The organism is Pseudomonas sp. 3296, assembly GCF_031456615.1.
Lineage (GTDB): Bacteria > Pseudomonadota > Gammaproteobacteria > Pseudomonadales > Pseudomonadaceae > Aquipseudomonas > Aquipseudomonas mucoides.
Genome location: NZ_JAVDUY010000006.1, coordinates 45,793 through 63,188, shown reverse-complemented (window position 1 = coordinate 63,188; position 17,396 = coordinate 45,793). Strand labels below are relative to the sequence as shown.

Genomic DNA, 17,396 nt, shown 5'->3' with positions numbered 1-17,396 from the left:
GGCCTTCCCGCGAATTCCAAATTGATGCACTACAAGGGCAAGCCAGGGGAAACCGGGATCGTTCCAATGCCTTTGTCGAAGGCAAAAGCAGATCCACCCTTCCCCCAAAGTCAGCCCCCCAATAAGATCCGCGTAAGCCCAACCAGACATCTGCGTAATGAACCTCGCCCCCAACTTCCCCGACGACCACACCATGCACCTGCTCATGCAGCTGCTGCACGAAGAACTCGGTCTGCCCGAACGCAAAACCATCAGCCTCACCACCTCGATCAACTTCGACCTGGGTTGCGACGGTGCCGATGCGCGGCATTTGATAGAAGCGCTGGAAGAACAGTTCGGGATCGACTTCATCGACTATGACAACTATCGCTACTTCCAACCCGAAGGCTACGATGTGTTCCTCAAACGCAAAGCCAAGGGACGTGGCGACAAACTGCCGCTGACCATCGCAATGCTCTATCAGGCCATCAAGGCCCAACGCTGGGACACTCAGACGCTGGAAGGCCTCTAACGTCCGCAGCGCACACCTATAAGGACATAGCGTGGACGTATTGATGGGTTTACTGGCTGCCTTGCTGTGGGGCGGTACGGATTTTCTGGTGGGTTTGAACGCCCGTGCGGTCGGCGTTAAACGCGCGGTATATTTCGGTCAGGCGTTGGGTTTCAGCATCATGAGCGTGCTGTTGATCGCCTTTCCTGCCTTTATTCTCAAATCATTGTCGGCATCGCTTGATGTCTGGCTGTTCGGCATTGTCGCCGCCGTGCTCACCGTGTCCGGTGCCTTGGCGTTGTCCAAGGCATTCGCCCTCGGCAAAGCATCTATCGTCGCGCCGCTGGTGACCTCCTACGGCGTAGTCACTACGCTGCTGTCCTGGGCCGCGGGTGAACAGATCAATCTGATCCAGTCATTGTGCATCGCGCTCTGCGTGATCGGGGTCATCCTTTCCAGCATCCACGCCGATTCAAAGCTTCCACACAGCACTCAGTCCAGTAGCTCGATTGCCTATGCGCTTCTGGCGGCGGTTTTTTATGGCACCAGTTTTTGGCTGCAAGGCCATTTCGTTCTTCCGGTGCTTGGACCAGTGACGATGCTTTGGCTTGCCTATCTGGTGGGGTTGGTCGTGCTGGTATTGATGGTGTTGAAGATCAAGGACGGCTTGAAAATTCCGCCATTGAAAAACTGCATGACATTGACCGGTGCCAGCCTGATGAACCTCGGCGGGTTCTCCTCTTTCGCCTGGGGCGCAGTGGCGGGGTCGGTTTCGGTAGTGACGGTGATCAGCACGTTGTCCGGTGGAATTGCCGCCATTCTGGGCTATGTGTTCTTCAAGGAAAGACTGATGAAGGTGCAGGTGCTGGGCGTCGTGTTGGTCCTGGTTGGCGCGTTCGTGCTGCATCTGAAAACCTGAAACAACGCCCAAAAAAAAGCCGCCCCAAAGGGCGGCTTTTTTCACATCAAACCAACGCTTACAACTTAGGCCCGGCAGCCTTGATCGCGTCGCTCACTTCAAATTTCTTGAAGTTCTCGACAAACAAACCGGCCAGTGCTTTAGCGGCTTCATCGTAAGCAGCCTTGTCAGCCCAGGTGTTACGCGGGTTCAACAGGCCGGTCTCAACGCCCGGTACAACCAATGGCACGTCGAGGTTGATGGTGTCGAGGTGTTCGGTTTCAGCACCGATCAACGCGCCGCTCTGGATCGCGGCAATCACGCCACGGGTGGTCGGGATGTTGAAGCGCTTGCCAACGCCGTAGCCGCCACCGGTCCAGCCGGTGTTGACCAGGTAAACCTTGGAGCCGAAACCGCGGATGCGCTTGATCAGCAGCTCAGCGTATTCACCAGCCGGACGCGGGAAGAACGGTGCGCCGAAGCAGGTGGAGAAGGTCGACTTGATGCCGCTGCCGGAACCCATTTCGGTCGAGCCCACCAGTGCGGTGTAGCCGGACAGGAAGTGGTAGGCCGCTTGTTCTTCGCTCAGGATCGACACTGGCGGCAGCACGCCGGTCAGGTCGCAGGTCAGGAAGATCACAGCGTTTGGCTCGCCACCGAGGTTCTTCTCGGAACGCTTGGCAACGTGCTCCAGCGGATAGGCTGCGCGGCTGTTCTGGGTCAGGCTGACGTCAGCGTAGTCGGCGTGCTTGGCGTCATCGATAACGACGTTTTCCAGGACTGCGCCGTGCTTGATGGCTTTCCAGATGACCGGCTCGTTCTTCTCGGACAAGTCGATGCACTTGGCATAGCAACCGCCTTCGATGTTGAACACCACGCCCTCGCCCCAGCCGTGCTCGTCGTCACCGATCAGGTAACGGCTTTCGTCGGCCGACAGAGTGGTTTTACCGGTGCCGGACAGACCGAAGAACAGGGTCACGTCGCCTGCTTCGCCGATGTTGGCGGCGCAGTGCATTGGCAGTACGTCGGAAGCCGGCAGCAGGAAGTTCTGCACGGAGAACATGGCTTTCTTCATTTCACCGGCGTAACGCATGCCGGCGATCAGCACTTTCTTCTGTGCGAAGTTGATGATCACGCAACCATCGGAGTTGGTGCCGTCACGCTCAGGCACGCATTCGAAGTTGGCGACGTTGAGCACCTGCCACTCATCACGGCCAGCCGGGTTGTACTGGGCCGGGTTGATGAACAGGCAACGACCGAACAGGTTCTGCCAGGCAGTCTGGGTGGTCATTTTCACGGCCAGGTAGTGATCGGCCGACGCACCTACATGCACGTGGGAAACGAAATGCTCTTGCGCGTTGTTGAACGCCTCGACACGGTCCCACAGGGCATCGAACTTGTCGGCCGGGAACTTGCGGTTGATCGGGCCCCAGGCGATAGCAGCCTGAGTGGTCGGCTCGTCAACGATGAAACGGTCGACTGGCGAACGGCCGGTACGGTGACCGGTGCGAACAACCAGCGCGCCGGTATCGGCAAGCTCGCCTTCACCGCGATTCAGGGCTTCTTTAACCAGATCATCAACACTCAGATCGGTGTACACGGCGTTATTGGCTTGCGTCATGAGGTTCCCCATCGGCCAGTGGCCGAGTGCTCCAAACGTTTTGTAGTAGAAAGTCGTGCACTACTACCGCGAGAAAAAGTGGGCCGGATTATGCCAGAAAAGCCCAAAAAGAGTAGGGCCCTCCCGTCGTAACGGCGTAATACCGGCGCTAACCAGTGAATTTACCTGCGCTGAACCGTTTTAGTGACGGGTATCTGACGGCGTGTCGACGCCCGCTCCGGCGAATAATTGAGCGATATCGGCGGCATCGAACAGGTAGCGCTGATTGCAAAACTGACAATCGATTTCGATGTTGCCACCGTGTTCGACGACCAGGTTTTGCGCATCCTCCACCCCCAGACTGACCAGGGCATTGGCGGAACGTTCGCGGGAGCAGCTGCAACGGAAGCGTAGTTTCTGCACGTCGAACAGGCGCACCTGCTCTTCGTGATAGAGGCGATGGAGCACGGTTTCGTTGTCCAGGCTCAGCAGTTCATCCGCGGTCAGGGTGCTACCCAGCGCGGTGATGTGCTGCCAGCTGGCGGCGCGTTCTTCTTCATCTTTCAAACGGTCTGCGGGCAATTGCTGCAACAGCAGGCCACGGGCACGGCGGCCATCGGCGTACAGCCAGAAGCGCGTACCGACCTGTTGGGACATGACGAAATAGTTGGTGAAGCACTCGGACAGGGTTTCGCCGTCGAGGTCGACGATGCCTTGGTAACGCTGGCCGTGGGTCGGGTCGACCGTCAGCGCCAGGACGCCGTTCGGCATCAGGTCGGCAAGCGTCGCGTCAGGGGCGATCTGGTCAGCTTCGTAACGGGCCAGGCCGCGAATATCGCGCTCACTGGAGCACTCGATCATCAGCAGCGGGATCGGGCCGTCGGAACGGGCCTGAAGGATCAGCAAGCCATCGAACTTCAGCGCGCCGACCAGCAGCGAGGCGGCCGCCATCAGTTCGCCGAGCAGTTGCTGGACCGGTTCCGGATAGGCGTGCTTGGCCAGGACTTCGGCGTAGCTGAGCTCCAACGAGACCAGCTCGCCACGGGTGTCGCTGTCATCGAAGATGAAGCGTTGGGTGAAGTCGTTATCCGGTAGGTCGGTCATAGGTCTGGGTATCTGAAGTGGTGACAATGGGGTTCAACGGGCAAAAATCGCGAGTGCTCGGCATGGCCGGCATTTTATGAACAATCCGGGGTAGTTCCAAGCAAGGTGGAACGTCCGCCGGTTTGGGCTCTCGCGATTTTGCGTCTCTGGCGTTGCTGGCCTTCTGGTTATGGCCTACAGGTCAGAGGCTGTGTGTGATTTTCGACGAGTGGCTGTTGGTCCGCTCGATGCTCCGTTGGCGAATCACCCGATATGGTTACTCGACCGGGCAATTGCAAGTCTTCCCTGGGGATAAGGTGGCGTCAGGCGGGTGCTGCACACTCGATCGCGGGCAAACCACACTCCCACAGTAGATCGCATACCCCTGTGGGAGCGGGCTTGCCCGCGATGGCTGGATATCTCACTCGTCGTTGCTGCTGCCCCGAAACTTGAACAGATCCCGGCGTTGCTTCTTGCTCGGCTTGCCATCGGTGGTCATCCCCAACGCACCCGCCTTGCGCTGGGCCGCGGCGTTTTCGCGCTTGGCGATGCTGGCCTCGGTTTCGGCATACAGTGTCTGGGCCTCCGGCGCGCCACGACGAACGATCGACAATGCCTGAACCACCACCGTGCGCTCTTCGAAACCTGCGCGAATCACAAATTCGTCGCCTACTCTTGGCTCCTTGCCTGGCTTGCAGCGCTCGCCGCGGCAATGCACCTTACCGCTTTCAATCGCAGCCTTGGCCAAGGCTCGGGTTTTGTAGAAACGCGCGGCCCACAACCATTTATCGAGACGGACTTTGTCGTCCTCTTCGTTTTTTTGTGCCATGGGATTTCCTCATTCTGAAATATTGGTGAACTGTACTACCGTTTCAGTCGTACCAAGAATTGCACCGGCGCGGATTACAATGCATGCATTCCAGAACCTCCTCGGAGGGCTGGAAATCCGGGCCGTAGATATCTGTCGCCTTTTAACCATTATTCTGCGTGAATACCGCGAATTCGGCCGCTTGCGGGCCGTGCGGTTTCTACCGGTTGAGCAACTTTGAAGACATTTGATCATTTGACCGTTGTCGGTCTGCGCGAGTGGGTGGCGCTCCCTGATTTGGGAGTCGCGGGCCTGCGGGCAAAAATCGACACCGGCGCCAGTACCTCCAGCCTGCATGCCACCGACATCGAGCCGTTCGAGCGCGATGGCGAGCAGTGGGTTCGCTTCACCGCGCACTTGGGCACGGTGGTGCAATTGCGTCATCGACGCTGTGAAGCGCCGCTGGTGACGATGAAAACCATTAAAAGCTCCAACGGCCACGCGCAGAAGCGCTACGTGGTCAGTACCACCCTGGCCCTCGGTGATCGGGTCTGGAAGGTTGAGTTCACGCTCGCCTGCCGCAAATCCATGCGTTATCGCCTGTTACTCGGTTCCAAAGCCCTGATTCACGGCCAACTCGTGGTCAATCCGGGCATCAAGTACGTACAAGACAAGCCGGTGTTCCCGGTATCTACCTCCTCCACAGGTGTTGCATGAAGATCGCTGTGCTGTCGCGGAACCCGCGTCTGTATTCCACTCGTCGTCTGGTTGAAGCCGGTACCGAGCGTGGCCACGAAATGGTGGTGATCGACACCCTGCGCGCCTACATGAACATTGCCAGTCACAAGCCGCAGATCCACTACCGCGGCAAACCGCTGGAAGGGTTCGATGCGGTGATTCCCCGGATCGGTGCGTCGGTAACGTTCTATGGCTGCGCGGTGTTGCGTCAATTTGAAATGATGGGCGTGTTTCCGCTCAATGAATCGGTGGCCATTGCCCGCTCGCGGGACAAACTGCGCTCGCTGCAATTGCTGTCACGTCGCGGCATCGGTTTGCCGGTAACCGGGTTCGCGCACTCCCCGGATGACATTCCCGACCTGATCGACATGGTCAACGGCGCCCCGCTGGTGATCAAGGTGCTGGAAGGCACCCAAGGCATCGGCGTGGTGCTGTGTGAAACCGCGACGGCGGCAGAGTCGGTAATCGAAGCGTTCATGGGCCTGAAGCAGAACATCATGGTTCAGGAGTACATCAAGGAAGCCGGCGGCGCGGACATTCGTTGCTTCGTGGTCGGTGACAAGGTGATTGCGGCGATGAAGCGCCAGGCCAAACCTGGGGAGTTTCGCTCAAACCTGCATCGGGGTGGCAGCGCCAGCCTGATCAAGATCACCCCGGAAGAACGCATGACTGCATTGCGTGCGGCGAAGGTAATGGGCCTGGCGGTGGCGGGTGTGGATATCTTGCGTTCGAATCACGGGCCGCTGGTGATGGAAGTGAATTCGTCACCGGGTCTGGAAGGAATCGAGACCACCACCGGGAAGAATGTGGCGGGGATCATCATTGAGCATCTGGAGAAGAATGGTGGGCCGAATATGACGCGCACCAAAGGCAAGGGATAGAAGCAGCTTTAAGCGGCAAGCTTTAAGCGGCAAGGGAAAAGCGACAGCGGCTTAACGCTGGACTTGCTTTTCACTTGAGGCTTGCAGCTTGCCGCTCGCAGCTGTCGTCAGACCGCATCCCGAGGCAACATCAACCCCAGCGGCAACCGCACCCGCGCTTCCAGCCCGCCACCGGAGCGGTTGCGCAGCTCTACATTCCCGCCATGCATCGAAGCGATCCGCTTCACGATCGCCAAACCCAATCCAGTCCCCTTGCCACCCCGGGCACGATCCCCCCGGGTGAACGGATTGAAGATCGCTTCCAGCTCGGAAGGATCAATCCCCGCCCCACGGTCCATGACACTCAGTACCACATACGGTGCGCTGGTATCGCCGGAGACATAGGCCGCCACCTCGACGCCACTGCCCGCGTGATGCAGGGCATTGCCGATCAGGTTGTTCAACAGGCGTTTCATCGACACACGACGCAATGGAAACGGCTGAATCGGCTCCAGGCGCAGACGGACCTTTTCTTCACTCTGGTTGTACGGCGCAGCGACTTCACGAACCAGGTCGCTGAGGTCCACCTCTTCCACCGACTCGTCACGGCCATCGCGAATGAACGCCAGAAACTGGTCGAGAATCGCGTCCATGTCCTCAATGTCACGCACCATGTCGTCGGTGAGATCGGTGCGATCCCCCATCAACTCAAGGGACAGGCGCAATCGGGTCAAAGGCGTACGCAAGTCGTGGGACACCCCCGCCAGCATCAATTCGCGCTCACGCCCGGCCTGCTCGACATCCTCGGCCATCTGATTAAAGGCGCGGTACACCTCAGTCATTTCACTGGGCGTATCGCTGATCGGCAGACGCACGCTGCGTCCCTGGCCAAGTTGCCTTGCGGCATACACCAGACGTTTCAACGGTTGATTGAGCTGACTGACGAAAATCCACGCCGACGCAGTCGACAGCAAGCCAATAGCGAGGAACCAGCCGAGCACGTTCCAGATTTTCTGCCCACGCAACGGATGGGGATACAGCGGCACTTTCAGCCAGCCATCGCCCAGGCTTGGCGCCCGGACCCACAGCGCCGGTGGTGAGTGCATGCGCAATCGAACTTCAGTGTCGGCACCCAGTTCGGCCTGCATCTGCCGCTGGTAAATCTCGCTGTACGGCCAATGCTGTTCACCCTCCGGTACACCCGCACCCACTACCCGGATCAGGGTGGCGGCATCGGCAATTTTCGCGCGGTTTTCTTCATCGGCGGCCCAATAGGCGCGCAGCGTCAGGGCGACGCCGTGGCTGTATTGACGGTCCACCAGCACGTCTTCGTTCATCAACAGATAGACCAGGGTCAGCGCCTTGGAAAACAGGACGACGATCAGCACCAGCCAAAGGGTGCGGGAGAAGAAACTCTGGGGGAACCAAACGGGGGTTTTCATGGATAACCGCTACACACTTGCAGGAGCGAGCGATGCTCGCATATTGCGGATCGCGAGTCTGCGGACAAAGTCATCTGACCGTTGTCCGCAAGACCCGCTCCTACAAATCGCCGATCACTTGGTGGCGGCGCCATCCGGAACGAACACGTAGCCCACGCCCCAGACAGTCTGGATGTAACGCGGCTTGGACGGATCGGGTTCGATCATCCGGCGCAGACGGGAAATCTGCACGTCGATGGAACGCTCCAGGGCATCCCACTCGCGGCCACGGGCCAGGTTCATCAGTTTGTCGCGGGTCAATGGCTGACGCGCGTTCATGACCAATGCCTTGAGGACCGCAAACTCACCGGTGGTGAGCATGTGCACTTCGTCACCGCGCTTGAGTTCGCGGGTCGCCAGCGACAACTCGTAATCACCGAAGGTCACGCTTTCGTCTTCGCTGCCCGGTGCACCCGGCACAGGCGTCGACTGACGACGCAGGACCGCTTTGACGCGAGCCATCAGCTCGTCCGGGTTGAACGGCTTGGCCAGGTAATCGTCGGCGCCCAGTTCCAGGCCCTTGATACGGCTCAGCTCGTCGCCCTTGGCGGTCAGCATGATGATCGGGATCTGATTGTTCGCCGTGCGCAGGCGGCGGCAAGCGGTCAAGCCGTCTTCGCCGGGCAGCATCAGGTCGAGGACGACCAGGTTGAACACTTCGCGTGCCAGCAGGCGGTCCATTTGCTCGGTGTTCGGTACGGCGCGGGCGCGGTAGCCCTTGCTGACGAAAAAGCGTTCCAGCAGGCTGCTGAGCCCCGGATCGTCGTCAACAATAAGAATTTTTTCGCCTTCAGCAATGTTTGCAGTGCTGCTCATTAGATGCTCCTTTTAGCTCGGCGCGCATTATGGCGTAGCTGCCGTTATACGCACCGTGTGCATTGTTAGCAGATTTTTCCTCCACCGCCAGCAAACCGGCCATTGTCCCTCCAGTCTGCGATGCCCCCGAACGGCCGAACGCTGGTTATAATGCGCGGCCTTTTGTGTCAGGCAACATCAGACAGGTACGACAGAGCGGCGCCATTTATTTCCCGGGCGTGCGCAGTAATTGTTCGATTTCACGGGTCAATGGGGTGCCCTTTGATCCAGGCAGCGGCGCAGGCCAGGCCGCTCAACCAGACTCGCAGAGCCTTTGATTCTGCGCCTGCGAGCCTGCTTTCACAATTTGTCAGGTGGTTTTATGGACAGCATCAACAGCCGCATCGCCGAGGAACTCGGTGTACGCCCACAACAGGTCGAAGCGGCCGTCGCGCTACTCGATGAAGGCTCTACCGTTCCCTTCATCGCCCGTTACCGGAAAGAAGTGACCGGCAGCCTCGATGACATCCAGTTGCGTCATCTGGAAGAGCGTCTGCGCTACCTGCGAGAACTCGACGAACGGCGCATCAGCATCCTCGCCAGCATCGAAGAGCAAGGCAAGCTGACCCCTGCACTTGAGCGCGACATCAAACTCGCCGACACCAAGACCCGCCTCGAAGACTTGTACCTGCCGTACAAGCAGAAGCGCCGCACCAAGGGCCAGATCGCCCTGGAAGCCGGCCTCGGCGAACTGGCCGACGGTCTGTTCAACGACCCGACCCTGACCCCGGACACCGAAGCCGCACGCTTCATCAACGCCGAAAAAGGCGTGGCCGATGTAAAGGCAGCCCTCGAAGGCGCCAAGTACATCCTCATGGAACGCTTCGCCGAAGACGCCGGTTTGCTGGACAAACTGCGCAGCTACTTGAAGCAGGAAGCCACTCTCAGTGCCCGCGTCATTGCCGGCAAGGAAGAGGAAGGCGCCAAGTTCCGCGACTACTTCGAACACGATGAACCGCTGAAAAGCATGCCGTCGCACCGCGCGCTGGCGATTTTCCGTGGCCGTAACGAAGGCATTCTGAGTTCGGCGCTGAAAGTCGGCGACGAGCTGCCGGGCACCATGCACCCGTGCGAAGGCATGATCGGCCAGCAATTCGGTATCCAGAACCAGAATCGCGCCGCCGACAAATGGTTGGGCGAAGTGGTGCGCTGGACCTGGAAGGTCAAGCTTTACACCCACCTCGAAACCGACTTGCTGGGTGAACTGCGCGATGGCGCGGAAACCGAAGCGATCAACGTGTTCGCGCACAACCTGCACGACTTGCTGCTGTCGGCCCCGGCCGGCCCGCGCGCCACCCTGGGCCTCGACCCGGGCCTGCGCACCGGCTGCAAGGTCGCCGTGGTCGACGCCACCGGCAAGTTGCTGGATCACGCCACGGTTCACCCGCACGTGCCACACAACAAGTGGGATCAGACCCTCGCCGTTCTGGCCGCCCTGTGCGCCAAGCACTCGGTCGACCTGATCGCCATCGGCAACGGCACCGCCAGCCGCGAAACCGACAAGCTGGCCGCTGAGCTGATCAAAAAATACCCGGCGATGAAAATGACCAAGGTCATGGTCTCCGAGGCCGGCGCATCGGTTTACTCGGCGTCGGAACTGGCTTCGAAAGAATTCCCGGATCTGGACGTGTCGATCCGTGGCGCGGTGTCGATTGCCCGTCGCTTGCAGGATCCACTGGCCGAGCTGGTGAAGATCGATCCGAAATCCATCGGCGTCGGCCAGTACCAGCACGACGTGTCGCAGCTGAAACTGGCCCGCGGCCTGGACGCGGTGGTCGAGGACTGCGTGAACGCCGTGGGCGTCGACGTCAACACTGCCTCCGTGGCGCTGCTGGCCCGTATCTCCGGCCTCAACGCGACCCTGGCGCAGAACATCGTCAGCCACCGTGACGAACACGGCGCGTTCAAAACCCGCGCCGCGTTGAAGAAAGTCGCACGCTTGGGCGAAAAAACCTTCGAACAGGCCGCAGGCTTCCTGCGGGTGATGAACGGCGACAACCCGCTGGATTCGTCGGCCGTTCACCCGGAAGCCTATCCGCTGGTGCAGCGCATTGCCGCTGAAACCGACCGCGACATCCGCTCACTGATCGGCGACGCCAGCTTCCTCAAGCGTCTTGATCCGAAGAAGTACACCGACGAAACCTTCGGTCTGCCAACGGTCACCGACATCCTGCAAGAACTGGAAAAACCGGGGCGTGACCCGCGTCCAGAGTTCAAGACCGCCGAGTTCCAGGAAGGCGTCGAAGACCTCAAGGACCTCGAACTGGGCATGATCCTCGAAGGCGTGGTCACCAACGTGACCAACTTTGGCGCGTTCGTCGACATTGGCGTGCATCAAGACGGTTTGGTGCATATTTCTGCGCTTTCGGAGAAGTTCATCAAGGATCCACGTGAAGCGGTTAAGGCTGGTGATGTGGTGAAGGTGAAGGTCATGGAAGTCGACATCCCGCGCAAACGCGTGGGCCTGTCGATGCGCATGAGCGACACCCCGGGCGAGAAGATCGACGGTGCGCGCGGTGCACGTCCAGGGTCGGCACCACGCCAGTCCCAGAACACCGCACCGCGCAAGGAAACCACTGCACCAGCCCCGAGCAACAACGCGATGGCTTCGTTGTTCGCCAACGCCAAGCAGCTGAAGAAACGCTGATGGACATCCCTGCCGGGCTGACCGAAAGCGCTTTTTTCAAGTTGCTTGGGTGTCGCTTGCACAGCCTGGAAACCGGGGTGGCGCACGTCGCCCTGGCGCTGGAGCCAGAGCTACGCAATCGCGGCGGCAAGCTGCACGGCGGGGCTTTGTTCAGTCTGGTGGACATTGCCATGGGGCTGGCCTGCTCCAGCACCCACGGCTTTGACCAGCAGAGCGCGACCATCGAATGCAAGATCAACTACATCCGTGCTGTTTCAGACGGTGAAGTGATGTGCACAGCGCGGGTGATCCACCCGGGCCGCCGCACGCTTGTGGTCGAGGCCGATGTGATGCAAGGCGACAAACTGGTCGCAAAAGCACAAGGCACGTTCGCTGTCCTGTAGCTAGATGTCATCGATTTGAGTTAATTTCGGCGCAATGCAACCTGTGGGAGCGAGCTAGCTCCCACAGGGTTTGTGCAATTCCTGACTGACCGGCATTAGGCCTGTGCGGCTCGAAAAAACCAGGCGAAAACGCCAGTTTTAACTTCACCCTTGTAGACCGTCTTGCCCACCCCCATATTGGGGCGACTGACGCGTGAAGGAATCCAACTTGAGCGAACTTCTCAACCGCCGCCTGGCCCTGCTCGGCGAGCGCGCTAACCTCTCTCTGCTCGAACAGTGCCTTCACGGCATCGAACGTGAATGCCTGCGCGTGACCGGCGAAGGTCGCCTGGCGCAAACGCCGCACCCGGAAGAATTGGGTTCCGCGCTGACCAACGAACAAATCACCACCGACTATTCCGAGTCGCTGCTGGAGTTCATCACGCCCGCCCTGCCCGATCCGGCGGACACGCTGGCGAGCCTGGACAAGATCCATCGCTTTGCCTACAGCAAGCTCGGCAACGAGTTTCTGTGGAGCCCCTCGATGCCGTGCCCGTTGCCGGCCGAGGAAGACATTCCGATCGCCTATTACGGCACGTCCAACATCGGTCAGCTCAAGTACGTTTACCGCAAGGGCCTGGCCCTGCGGTACGGCAAGACCATGCAGTGCATCGCCGGGATCCACTACAACTTTTCCCTGCCGGAAAAGCTCTGGCCGTTGCTCAAGGCGTCGGAAGGCTTTGTCGGCACCGACCGCGACTATCAGTCCTCGGCCTACATCGCGCTGATCCGTAACTTCCGCCGCTACAGCTGGCTGCTGATGTACCTGTTCGGCGCCTCGCCTGCGCTGGACGCCGGTTTCCTGCGGGGTCGCTCGCACCAGTTGGAACAACTGGACCCGGACACCTTGTACTTGCCGTACGCCACCAGCCTGCGCATGAGCGACCTGGGTTACCAGAGCAACGCCCAGGCCGGTCTGACGCCGTGCTACAACGACCTGTCGAGCTACACCGATAGCCTGCGCAAAGCGGTCGCCACGCCGTATGCGCCGTATGTCGAAATCGGCACGCATCAGGACGGTGAGTGGGTTCAACTCAACACCAATATTTTGCAGATCGAAAACGAGTACTACTCCAACATCCGCCCGAAACGTGTGACCTACACCGGCGAACGGCCGATTCAGGCGCTGGTGGCCCGTGGCATTCAGTACGTTGAAGTGCGTTGTCTGGACATCAACCCGTTCCTGCCGATGGGCATCGACCTCACCGAGTCGCGCTTCCTCGACGCGTTCCTGCTGTATTGCGCCCTGAACGACAGTCCGCTGTTGACCAATACTTCCTGCAGCAACGCCACCTCGAACTTCCTCAGCGTGGTCAAGGAAGGTCGCCGCCCTGGCCTGCAATTGCAGCGCGACGGACAGCCGGTGGACCTCAAGGAATGGGCCAGCGAGTTGCTGGAGCAGATTGCTCCGTTGGCCGCGATGCTCGATCAAAGCCATGGTGGCGACGCTCATAGCAAGGCGCTGGATACGCAGTTGGCCAAGGTCAAGGATCCATCGTTGACGCCTTCTGCCCAAGTGCTGGCAGCGATGGCGGAACACGAGGAAAGCTTTGCTCAGTTCTCACTGCGTCAGAGCCGGGCGCATGCGGAGTATTTCCGTAGCGAGCCTTTGAGTAGTGAAGACCAGGCGAAGTTTGAAAGCCTGGCGCGTTCGTCGCTGGCAGCACAGGTTGAACTGGAGCAGAACGAAGTCGGCGATTTCGATGTGTTTGTCGGGTCGTATCAGGCGAGTATTCTGGCGATCAGTAACTGACCAGCCAAGGCAGGTCCCCTGCTCATTGATCGTTCCCATGCTCTGCATGGGAATGTCTCAAGGGCTGCGTTCCCACTCGGAGTGTGGGAACGATCAGGGGCAGGCATAGCGTTTTCCACACATAAGCTAATACGAAAAAGTTATTTATTTTCGTATTCTTAGATCATTTAGTCTCCTTTCACGCCGACTCTCGGTCGCCTGACAAGGAGCTTCCCAATGAAACTGCACTTCCCTCTTCGCCTCCTGGCAGCCGCCTCTCTGGCTGCAGCGAGTTTCTTTGCCCAGGCGGCTGACGTCACCGTCGCTTACCAGACCACCGTGGACCCGGCGAAAGTTGCCCAGGCCGACGGCGCTTACGAAAAAGCCACCAACGCTAAAATCGACTGGCGCAAATTCGACAACGGCGCCGACATCATCGCCGCCATTGCCTCCGGCGACGTGCAGATTGGCTACCTTGGTTCCAGCCCCCTGACCGCTGCGATCACCCGCAAAGTCCCGGTCGAAACCTTTCTCATCGCTACCCAGATCGGCGCCGCTGAAGCCCTCGTCGCGCGTGACGGTTCCGGGATCAAGACGCCACAAGACCTGATCGGCAAGAAAATCGCCGTGCCCTTCGTGTCCACCGGTCACTACAGCCTGTTGGCTGCGCTGAAACACTGGAACATCGACCCGTCGAAAGTCACCGTGCTCAACCTCGCGCCGCCAGCGATCATCGCCGCGTGGAAACGCGGTGACATCGACGCCACCTACGTCTGGGACCCAGCCCTTGGCGTGGCCAAGGAAAACGGCACAGTGCTGATCACCTCGGGCGAACTGGCCAAGTTCGGCGCGCCGACGTTTGATGCCTGGATCGTGCGCAAAGACTTCGCCGAGAAGCACCCGGAAATCGTCACCGCGTTCGCCAAGGTCACCCTCGACGCCTACGCCGATTACCGCAAAGACCCGAAAGCCTGGCTCGCCAATCAATCCAACGTCGACAAACTGGTGAAACTCTCCGGCGCCAAGGCCAGCGATATTCCGCTGCTGCTGCAAGGCAACGTCTACCCGCTGGCGGCTGATCAAGTGATCACCCTCGGCGCGCCGACCACCAAGGCCATCACCGACACCGCCACGTTCCTCAAGGAGCAAGGCAAGGTCGAAGCCGTGCTGCCGGACTACGCACCGTACGTCAGCGCCAAGTTCATCACCAACTGATCGGGAGTTCACTGCGATGGCCTTGCTACAGCTGGAGCGCGTCAGCGCACAGTACCCCGGCAGTCCGGAACCGGTACTGGCGGATATTTCCCTGAGTCTTGGGCCCCAGCAATTGCTGGTCGCCCTCGGCCCGTCCGGCAGTGGCAAGACTTCGCTGTTGAATCTGATTGCCGGTTTTGTCGAACCGAGTGCCGGGCGCATCACCCTGGATGGTGTGCCGGTCAAAGGCCCGAGCGCCGAACGCGGCGTGGTGTTTCAGGACGACGCATTACTGCCTTGGCAGGACGTGTTGGCCAACGTTGGCTTCGGTCTTGAACTGGCCGGTGTTTCCCGGGAAAAACGCGAAATCCGTGCCAGGGAAATGCTCGCCCTGGTCGACCTGACCGGCTTCGAACACCGTCGCATCTGGCAACTCTCGGGCGGCCAGAAGCAACGTGTCGGCCTCGCTCGCGCATTGGCTGCCGATCCTCGTGTCTTGCTCATGGACGAGCCCTTTGGCGCCCTCGATGCGTTCACCCGCGAGCAGATGCAAGAGTTGCTGCTGCAAGTCTGGCAGCGCACCGCCAAACCCGTATTCCTGATTACCCACGACATTGAAGAGGCCGTGTTCCTCGCCACCGACCTGATTCTGCTGGCACCGAACCCAGGGCAAATCGTCGAGCGTCTAAGCCTGGATTTCGGTCAGCGTTACGCCGCCGGTGAATCCGCTCGAGCCATCAAGTCCGACCCACGCTTTATCGAAACCCGCGAACACGTACTCGCCAAAGTGTTCTCCCAACGCAGCGCCGCCACGCGGCAGGAGCGCGCATGAGCAGCTATCAAATTCCGGCCATTGCGGTAAAACACGGTTCGACGGTGATTCCGGTTCGTCGCCGTTTGAGCACACGCTGGATCAGCGTACTGACACTGGTCGCGCTCGTTGCTATCTGGTGGGCGGTGACCGCCACGGGGATGATCGAACCACTGTTCCTGCCGCCACCGTCCGCCGTGCTGCAAAAGGGCTGGCTGCTGGTGACCACCGGCTATATGGATTCGACGTTGTGGCAGCACTTGGGCGCGAGCCTTAGCCGCATCGGCCTGGGTCTGGGCTTTGCCGTGTTGACGGCGGTGCCGGTGGGTATCGCCATCGGTCACAACCGTATCGCGCGCGGCATTCTTGATCCGCTGATCGAGTTCTACCGCCCGATTCCTCCGCTGGCTTATTTGCCGCTGATCGTGATCTGGTGCGGCATTGGTGAGTTGTCGAAAGTGTTGCTGATCTACCTGGCGATTTTCGCCCCGATTGCCATCGCCACCGCTACCGGGGTGCGTACCGTTGACCCGGCCAAACTACGTGCGGCGCAGTCGCTGGGCGCGACTCGGGCACAGTTGATTCGTCATGTGATTCTGCCGAGTGCCTTGCCGGACATTTTGACCGGTGTGCGCATTGGCTTGGGTGTGGGCTGGTCGACACTGGTCGCCGCCGAATTGATCGCCGCCACCAGCGGGTTGGGCTTCATGGTGCAGTCGGCCGCGCAGTTCCTGGTCACCGATGTGGTGGTGCTGGGGATTCTGGTGATTGCGTTGATTGCCTTCGCCATGGAAATGGGCCTGCGCGTCCTGCAACGCAAACTGGTGCCGTGGCACGGCCAGGCTCACTGAAAAATCATCATGTGAAAAACCCCAAAAGCTCGGCACCCCGGATTGAAGAGAAAGACCATGAATAGCCTGAACATCGTTCCTTTAAGCTCCGCCCTTGGCGCACAGATCAGCGGCGTCGACATCAGCCAGCCGTTGAGCCTGGAACAACGCAACGCCATCGAGCAAGCGCTGCTCAAGCATCAAGTGCTGTTCTTCCGCGACCAGCCGATCACCCCGCAACAGCAAGCGCGATTCGCCGCCCATTTCGGCGACCTGCACATCCATCCCATCTACCCGAATGTGCCGGAACAACCGGAAGTGCTGATCCTCGACACCGCCGTCACCGACGTGCGCGACAACGCGATCTGGCACACCGACGTGACCTTCCTGCCGACCCCAGCCATGGGCGCGGTGCTCAGTGCCAAGTTGCTGCCGGAGTTTGGTGGCGACACGTTGTGGGCCAGCGGTATTGCTGCCTATGAAGCGCTGTCGGCGCCGATGAAAACCTTGCTCGAAGGGCTGACTGCGACTCACGATTTCACTCGTTCGTTCCCACTTGAGCGCTACGGCAATACGCCTGAAGCGTTGGCTCAGTGGGAAGAGGCGCGGCGCAAGAATCCGCCGTTATCGCACCCGGTGATTCGCACCCACCCGGTGAGCAGACGACGCTCGATGTTCGTCAACGAAGGCTTCACGTCGAAGATCAATGAACTGTCGGAAACCGAGAGCGAAGCGATTTTGAAATTGTTGTTTGCTCATGCGACGCGACCGGAATTTACCATTCGCTGGCGCTGGCAGAAGGATGACGTGGCGTTTTGGGACAACCGCGTGACACAGCATTACGCCGTAGATGACTACCGACCGGCGCGGCGGGTGATGCAGCGGGCGACAGTGTTGGGGGATGTGCCTTTTTTTCGGTGAAGCCTGAAGACCTTGGTGGGTTTGAT

The 17,396-nt window shown here is 59.7% G+C and carries 17 protein-coding genes and 1 pseudogene; 12 read left to right on the top strand and 6 right to left on the bottom strand.

All coding sequences use genetic code 11. From position 1 onward, the window contains the following. Positions 1-157 precede the first annotated feature (157 nt). Together J2X66_RS17040 and J2X66_RS17035 are read left to right on the top strand one after the other, a co-directional pair. Positions 158-511, top strand: a complete 354-nt coding sequence (locus tag J2X66_RS17040) for a DUF1493 family protein (protein ID WP_310266379.1) — start codon at positions 158-160, stop codon at positions 509-511. A 43-nt stretch (positions 512-554) separates the two neighbouring features. Then, on the top strand, positions 555-1,409 hold the full coding sequence (locus tag J2X66_RS17035; RefSeq protein ID WP_310267172.1) for an EamA family transporter: 855 nt from the start codon (positions 555-557) through the stop codon (positions 1,407-1,409). 58 nt (positions 1,410-1,467) lie between these two features. Here the strand turns inward: J2X66_RS17035 and J2X66_RS17030 are convergent, their stop codons facing one another. Continuing rightward, positions 1,468-3,009, bottom strand: a complete 1,542-nt coding sequence (locus tag J2X66_RS17030) for a phosphoenolpyruvate carboxykinase (protein ID WP_027922232.1) — start codon at positions 3,007-3,009, stop codon at positions 1,468-1,470. A 180-nt stretch (positions 3,010-3,189) separates the two neighbouring features. Then, positions 3,190-4,092 (bottom strand): Hsp33 family molecular chaperone HslO, encoded by a 903-nt coding sequence (gene hslO, locus J2X66_RS17025; protein WP_027922233.1) that lies wholly within the window; start codon positions 4,090-4,092, stop codon positions 3,190-3,192. Between the two features lie 76 nt (positions 4,093-4,168). Between hslO and J2X66_RS17020 the strand changes: the two are divergent. Next, positions 4,169-4,375, top strand: a pseudogene (locus J2X66_RS17020) (phosphoesterase); the annotation flags it as partial. A 117-nt stretch (positions 4,376-4,492) separates the two neighbouring features. Here the strand turns inward: J2X66_RS17020 and J2X66_RS17015 are convergent. Beyond that, a complete protein-coding gene (locus tag J2X66_RS17015; RefSeq protein WP_027922234.1) occupies positions 4,493-4,900 on the bottom strand; it encodes an RNA-binding S4 domain-containing protein in 408 nt (135 codons plus the stop codon). Between the two features lie 234 nt (positions 4,901-5,134). On the opposite strand from J2X66_RS17015, the gene J2X66_RS17010 reads away from it, so the two are divergent. Then, positions 5,135-5,596, top strand: a complete 462-nt coding sequence (locus J2X66_RS17010; protein WP_172825959.1) for an ATP-dependent zinc protease — start codon at positions 5,135-5,137, stop codon at positions 5,594-5,596. Continuing rightward, positions 5,593-6,498 carry a 30S ribosomal protein S6--L-glutamate ligase gene (gene rimK, locus J2X66_RS17005; RefSeq protein ID WP_007949201.1) on the top strand — a complete coding sequence of 302 codons (906 nt, stop codon included), beginning with the start codon at positions 5,593-5,595 and terminating at the stop codon, positions 6,496-6,498. The genes J2X66_RS17010 and rimK overlap by 4 nt, the downstream gene beginning before the upstream one ends. A gap of 107 nt (positions 6,499-6,605) precedes the next feature. Here rimK and J2X66_RS17000 read toward each other — a convergent pair whose 3' ends face one another. The 3 genes from J2X66_RS17000 to J2X66_RS16990 form a co-directional block, all read right to left on the bottom strand. Next, positions 6,606-7,919, bottom strand: a complete 1,314-nt coding sequence (locus J2X66_RS17000) for an ATP-binding protein (protein WP_027922236.1) — start codon at positions 7,917-7,919, stop codon at positions 6,606-6,608. 114 nt (positions 7,920-8,033) lie between these two features. After that, positions 8,034-8,774, bottom strand: a complete 741-nt coding sequence (ompR, locus tag J2X66_RS16995; protein ID WP_027922237.1) for a two-component system response regulator OmpR — start codon at positions 8,772-8,774, stop codon at positions 8,034-8,036. Then, on the bottom strand, positions 8,749-8,877 hold the full coding sequence (locus tag J2X66_RS16990) for a hypothetical protein (protein ID WP_256218301.1): 129 nt from the start codon (positions 8,875-8,877) through the stop codon (positions 8,749-8,751). Before J2X66_RS16990 ends, ompR begins: the two co-directional genes overlap by 26 nt. A gap of 258 nt (positions 8,878-9,135) precedes the next feature. Here J2X66_RS16990 and J2X66_RS16985 point away from each other — a divergent pair, with 258 nt between their 5' ends. From J2X66_RS16985 to tauD, 7 genes are all read left to right on the top strand, one after another. Continuing rightward, positions 9,136-11,460, top strand: coding sequence for a Tex family protein (locus tag J2X66_RS16985; protein ID WP_310266365.1), 2,325 nt, complete (start codon positions 9,136-9,138; stop codon positions 11,458-11,460). After that, positions 11,460-11,843 carry a PaaI family thioesterase gene (locus tag J2X66_RS16980; RefSeq protein ID WP_104451219.1) on the top strand — a complete coding sequence of 128 codons (384 nt, stop codon included), beginning with the start codon at positions 11,460-11,462 and terminating at the stop codon, positions 11,841-11,843. Before J2X66_RS16985 ends, J2X66_RS16980 begins: the two co-directional genes overlap by 1 nt. A 208-nt stretch (positions 11,844-12,051) precedes the next feature. After that, on the top strand, positions 12,052-13,635 hold the full coding sequence (gene gshA, locus J2X66_RS16975; RefSeq protein WP_310266362.1) for a glutamate--cysteine ligase: 1,584 nt from the start codon (positions 12,052-12,054) through the stop codon (positions 13,633-13,635). Between the two features lie 216 nt (positions 13,636-13,851). Continuing rightward, complete coding sequence (gene tauA, locus J2X66_RS16970; RefSeq protein WP_310266359.1) at positions 13,852-14,829, top strand: taurine ABC transporter substrate-binding protein; 978 nt, start codon at positions 13,852-13,854, stop codon at positions 14,827-14,829. 16 nt (positions 14,830-14,845) lie between these two features. Beyond that, positions 14,846-15,640, top strand: coding sequence for a taurine ABC transporter ATP-binding subunit (gene tauB, locus J2X66_RS16965; protein WP_310266357.1), 795 nt, complete (start codon positions 14,846-14,848; stop codon positions 15,638-15,640). After that, entirely contained in the window at positions 15,637-16,470 is an 834-nt protein-coding gene (gene tauC / locus J2X66_RS16960) for a taurine ABC transporter permease TauC (protein WP_310266355.1), read from the top strand. Before tauB ends, tauC begins: the two co-directional genes overlap by 4 nt. 57 nt (positions 16,471-16,527) lie before the next feature. Continuing rightward, a complete protein-coding gene (gene tauD, locus J2X66_RS16955; RefSeq protein ID WP_310266353.1) occupies positions 16,528-17,370 on the top strand; it encodes a taurine dioxygenase in 843 nt (280 codons plus the stop codon). Positions 17,371-17,396 lie beyond the last annotated feature (26 nt).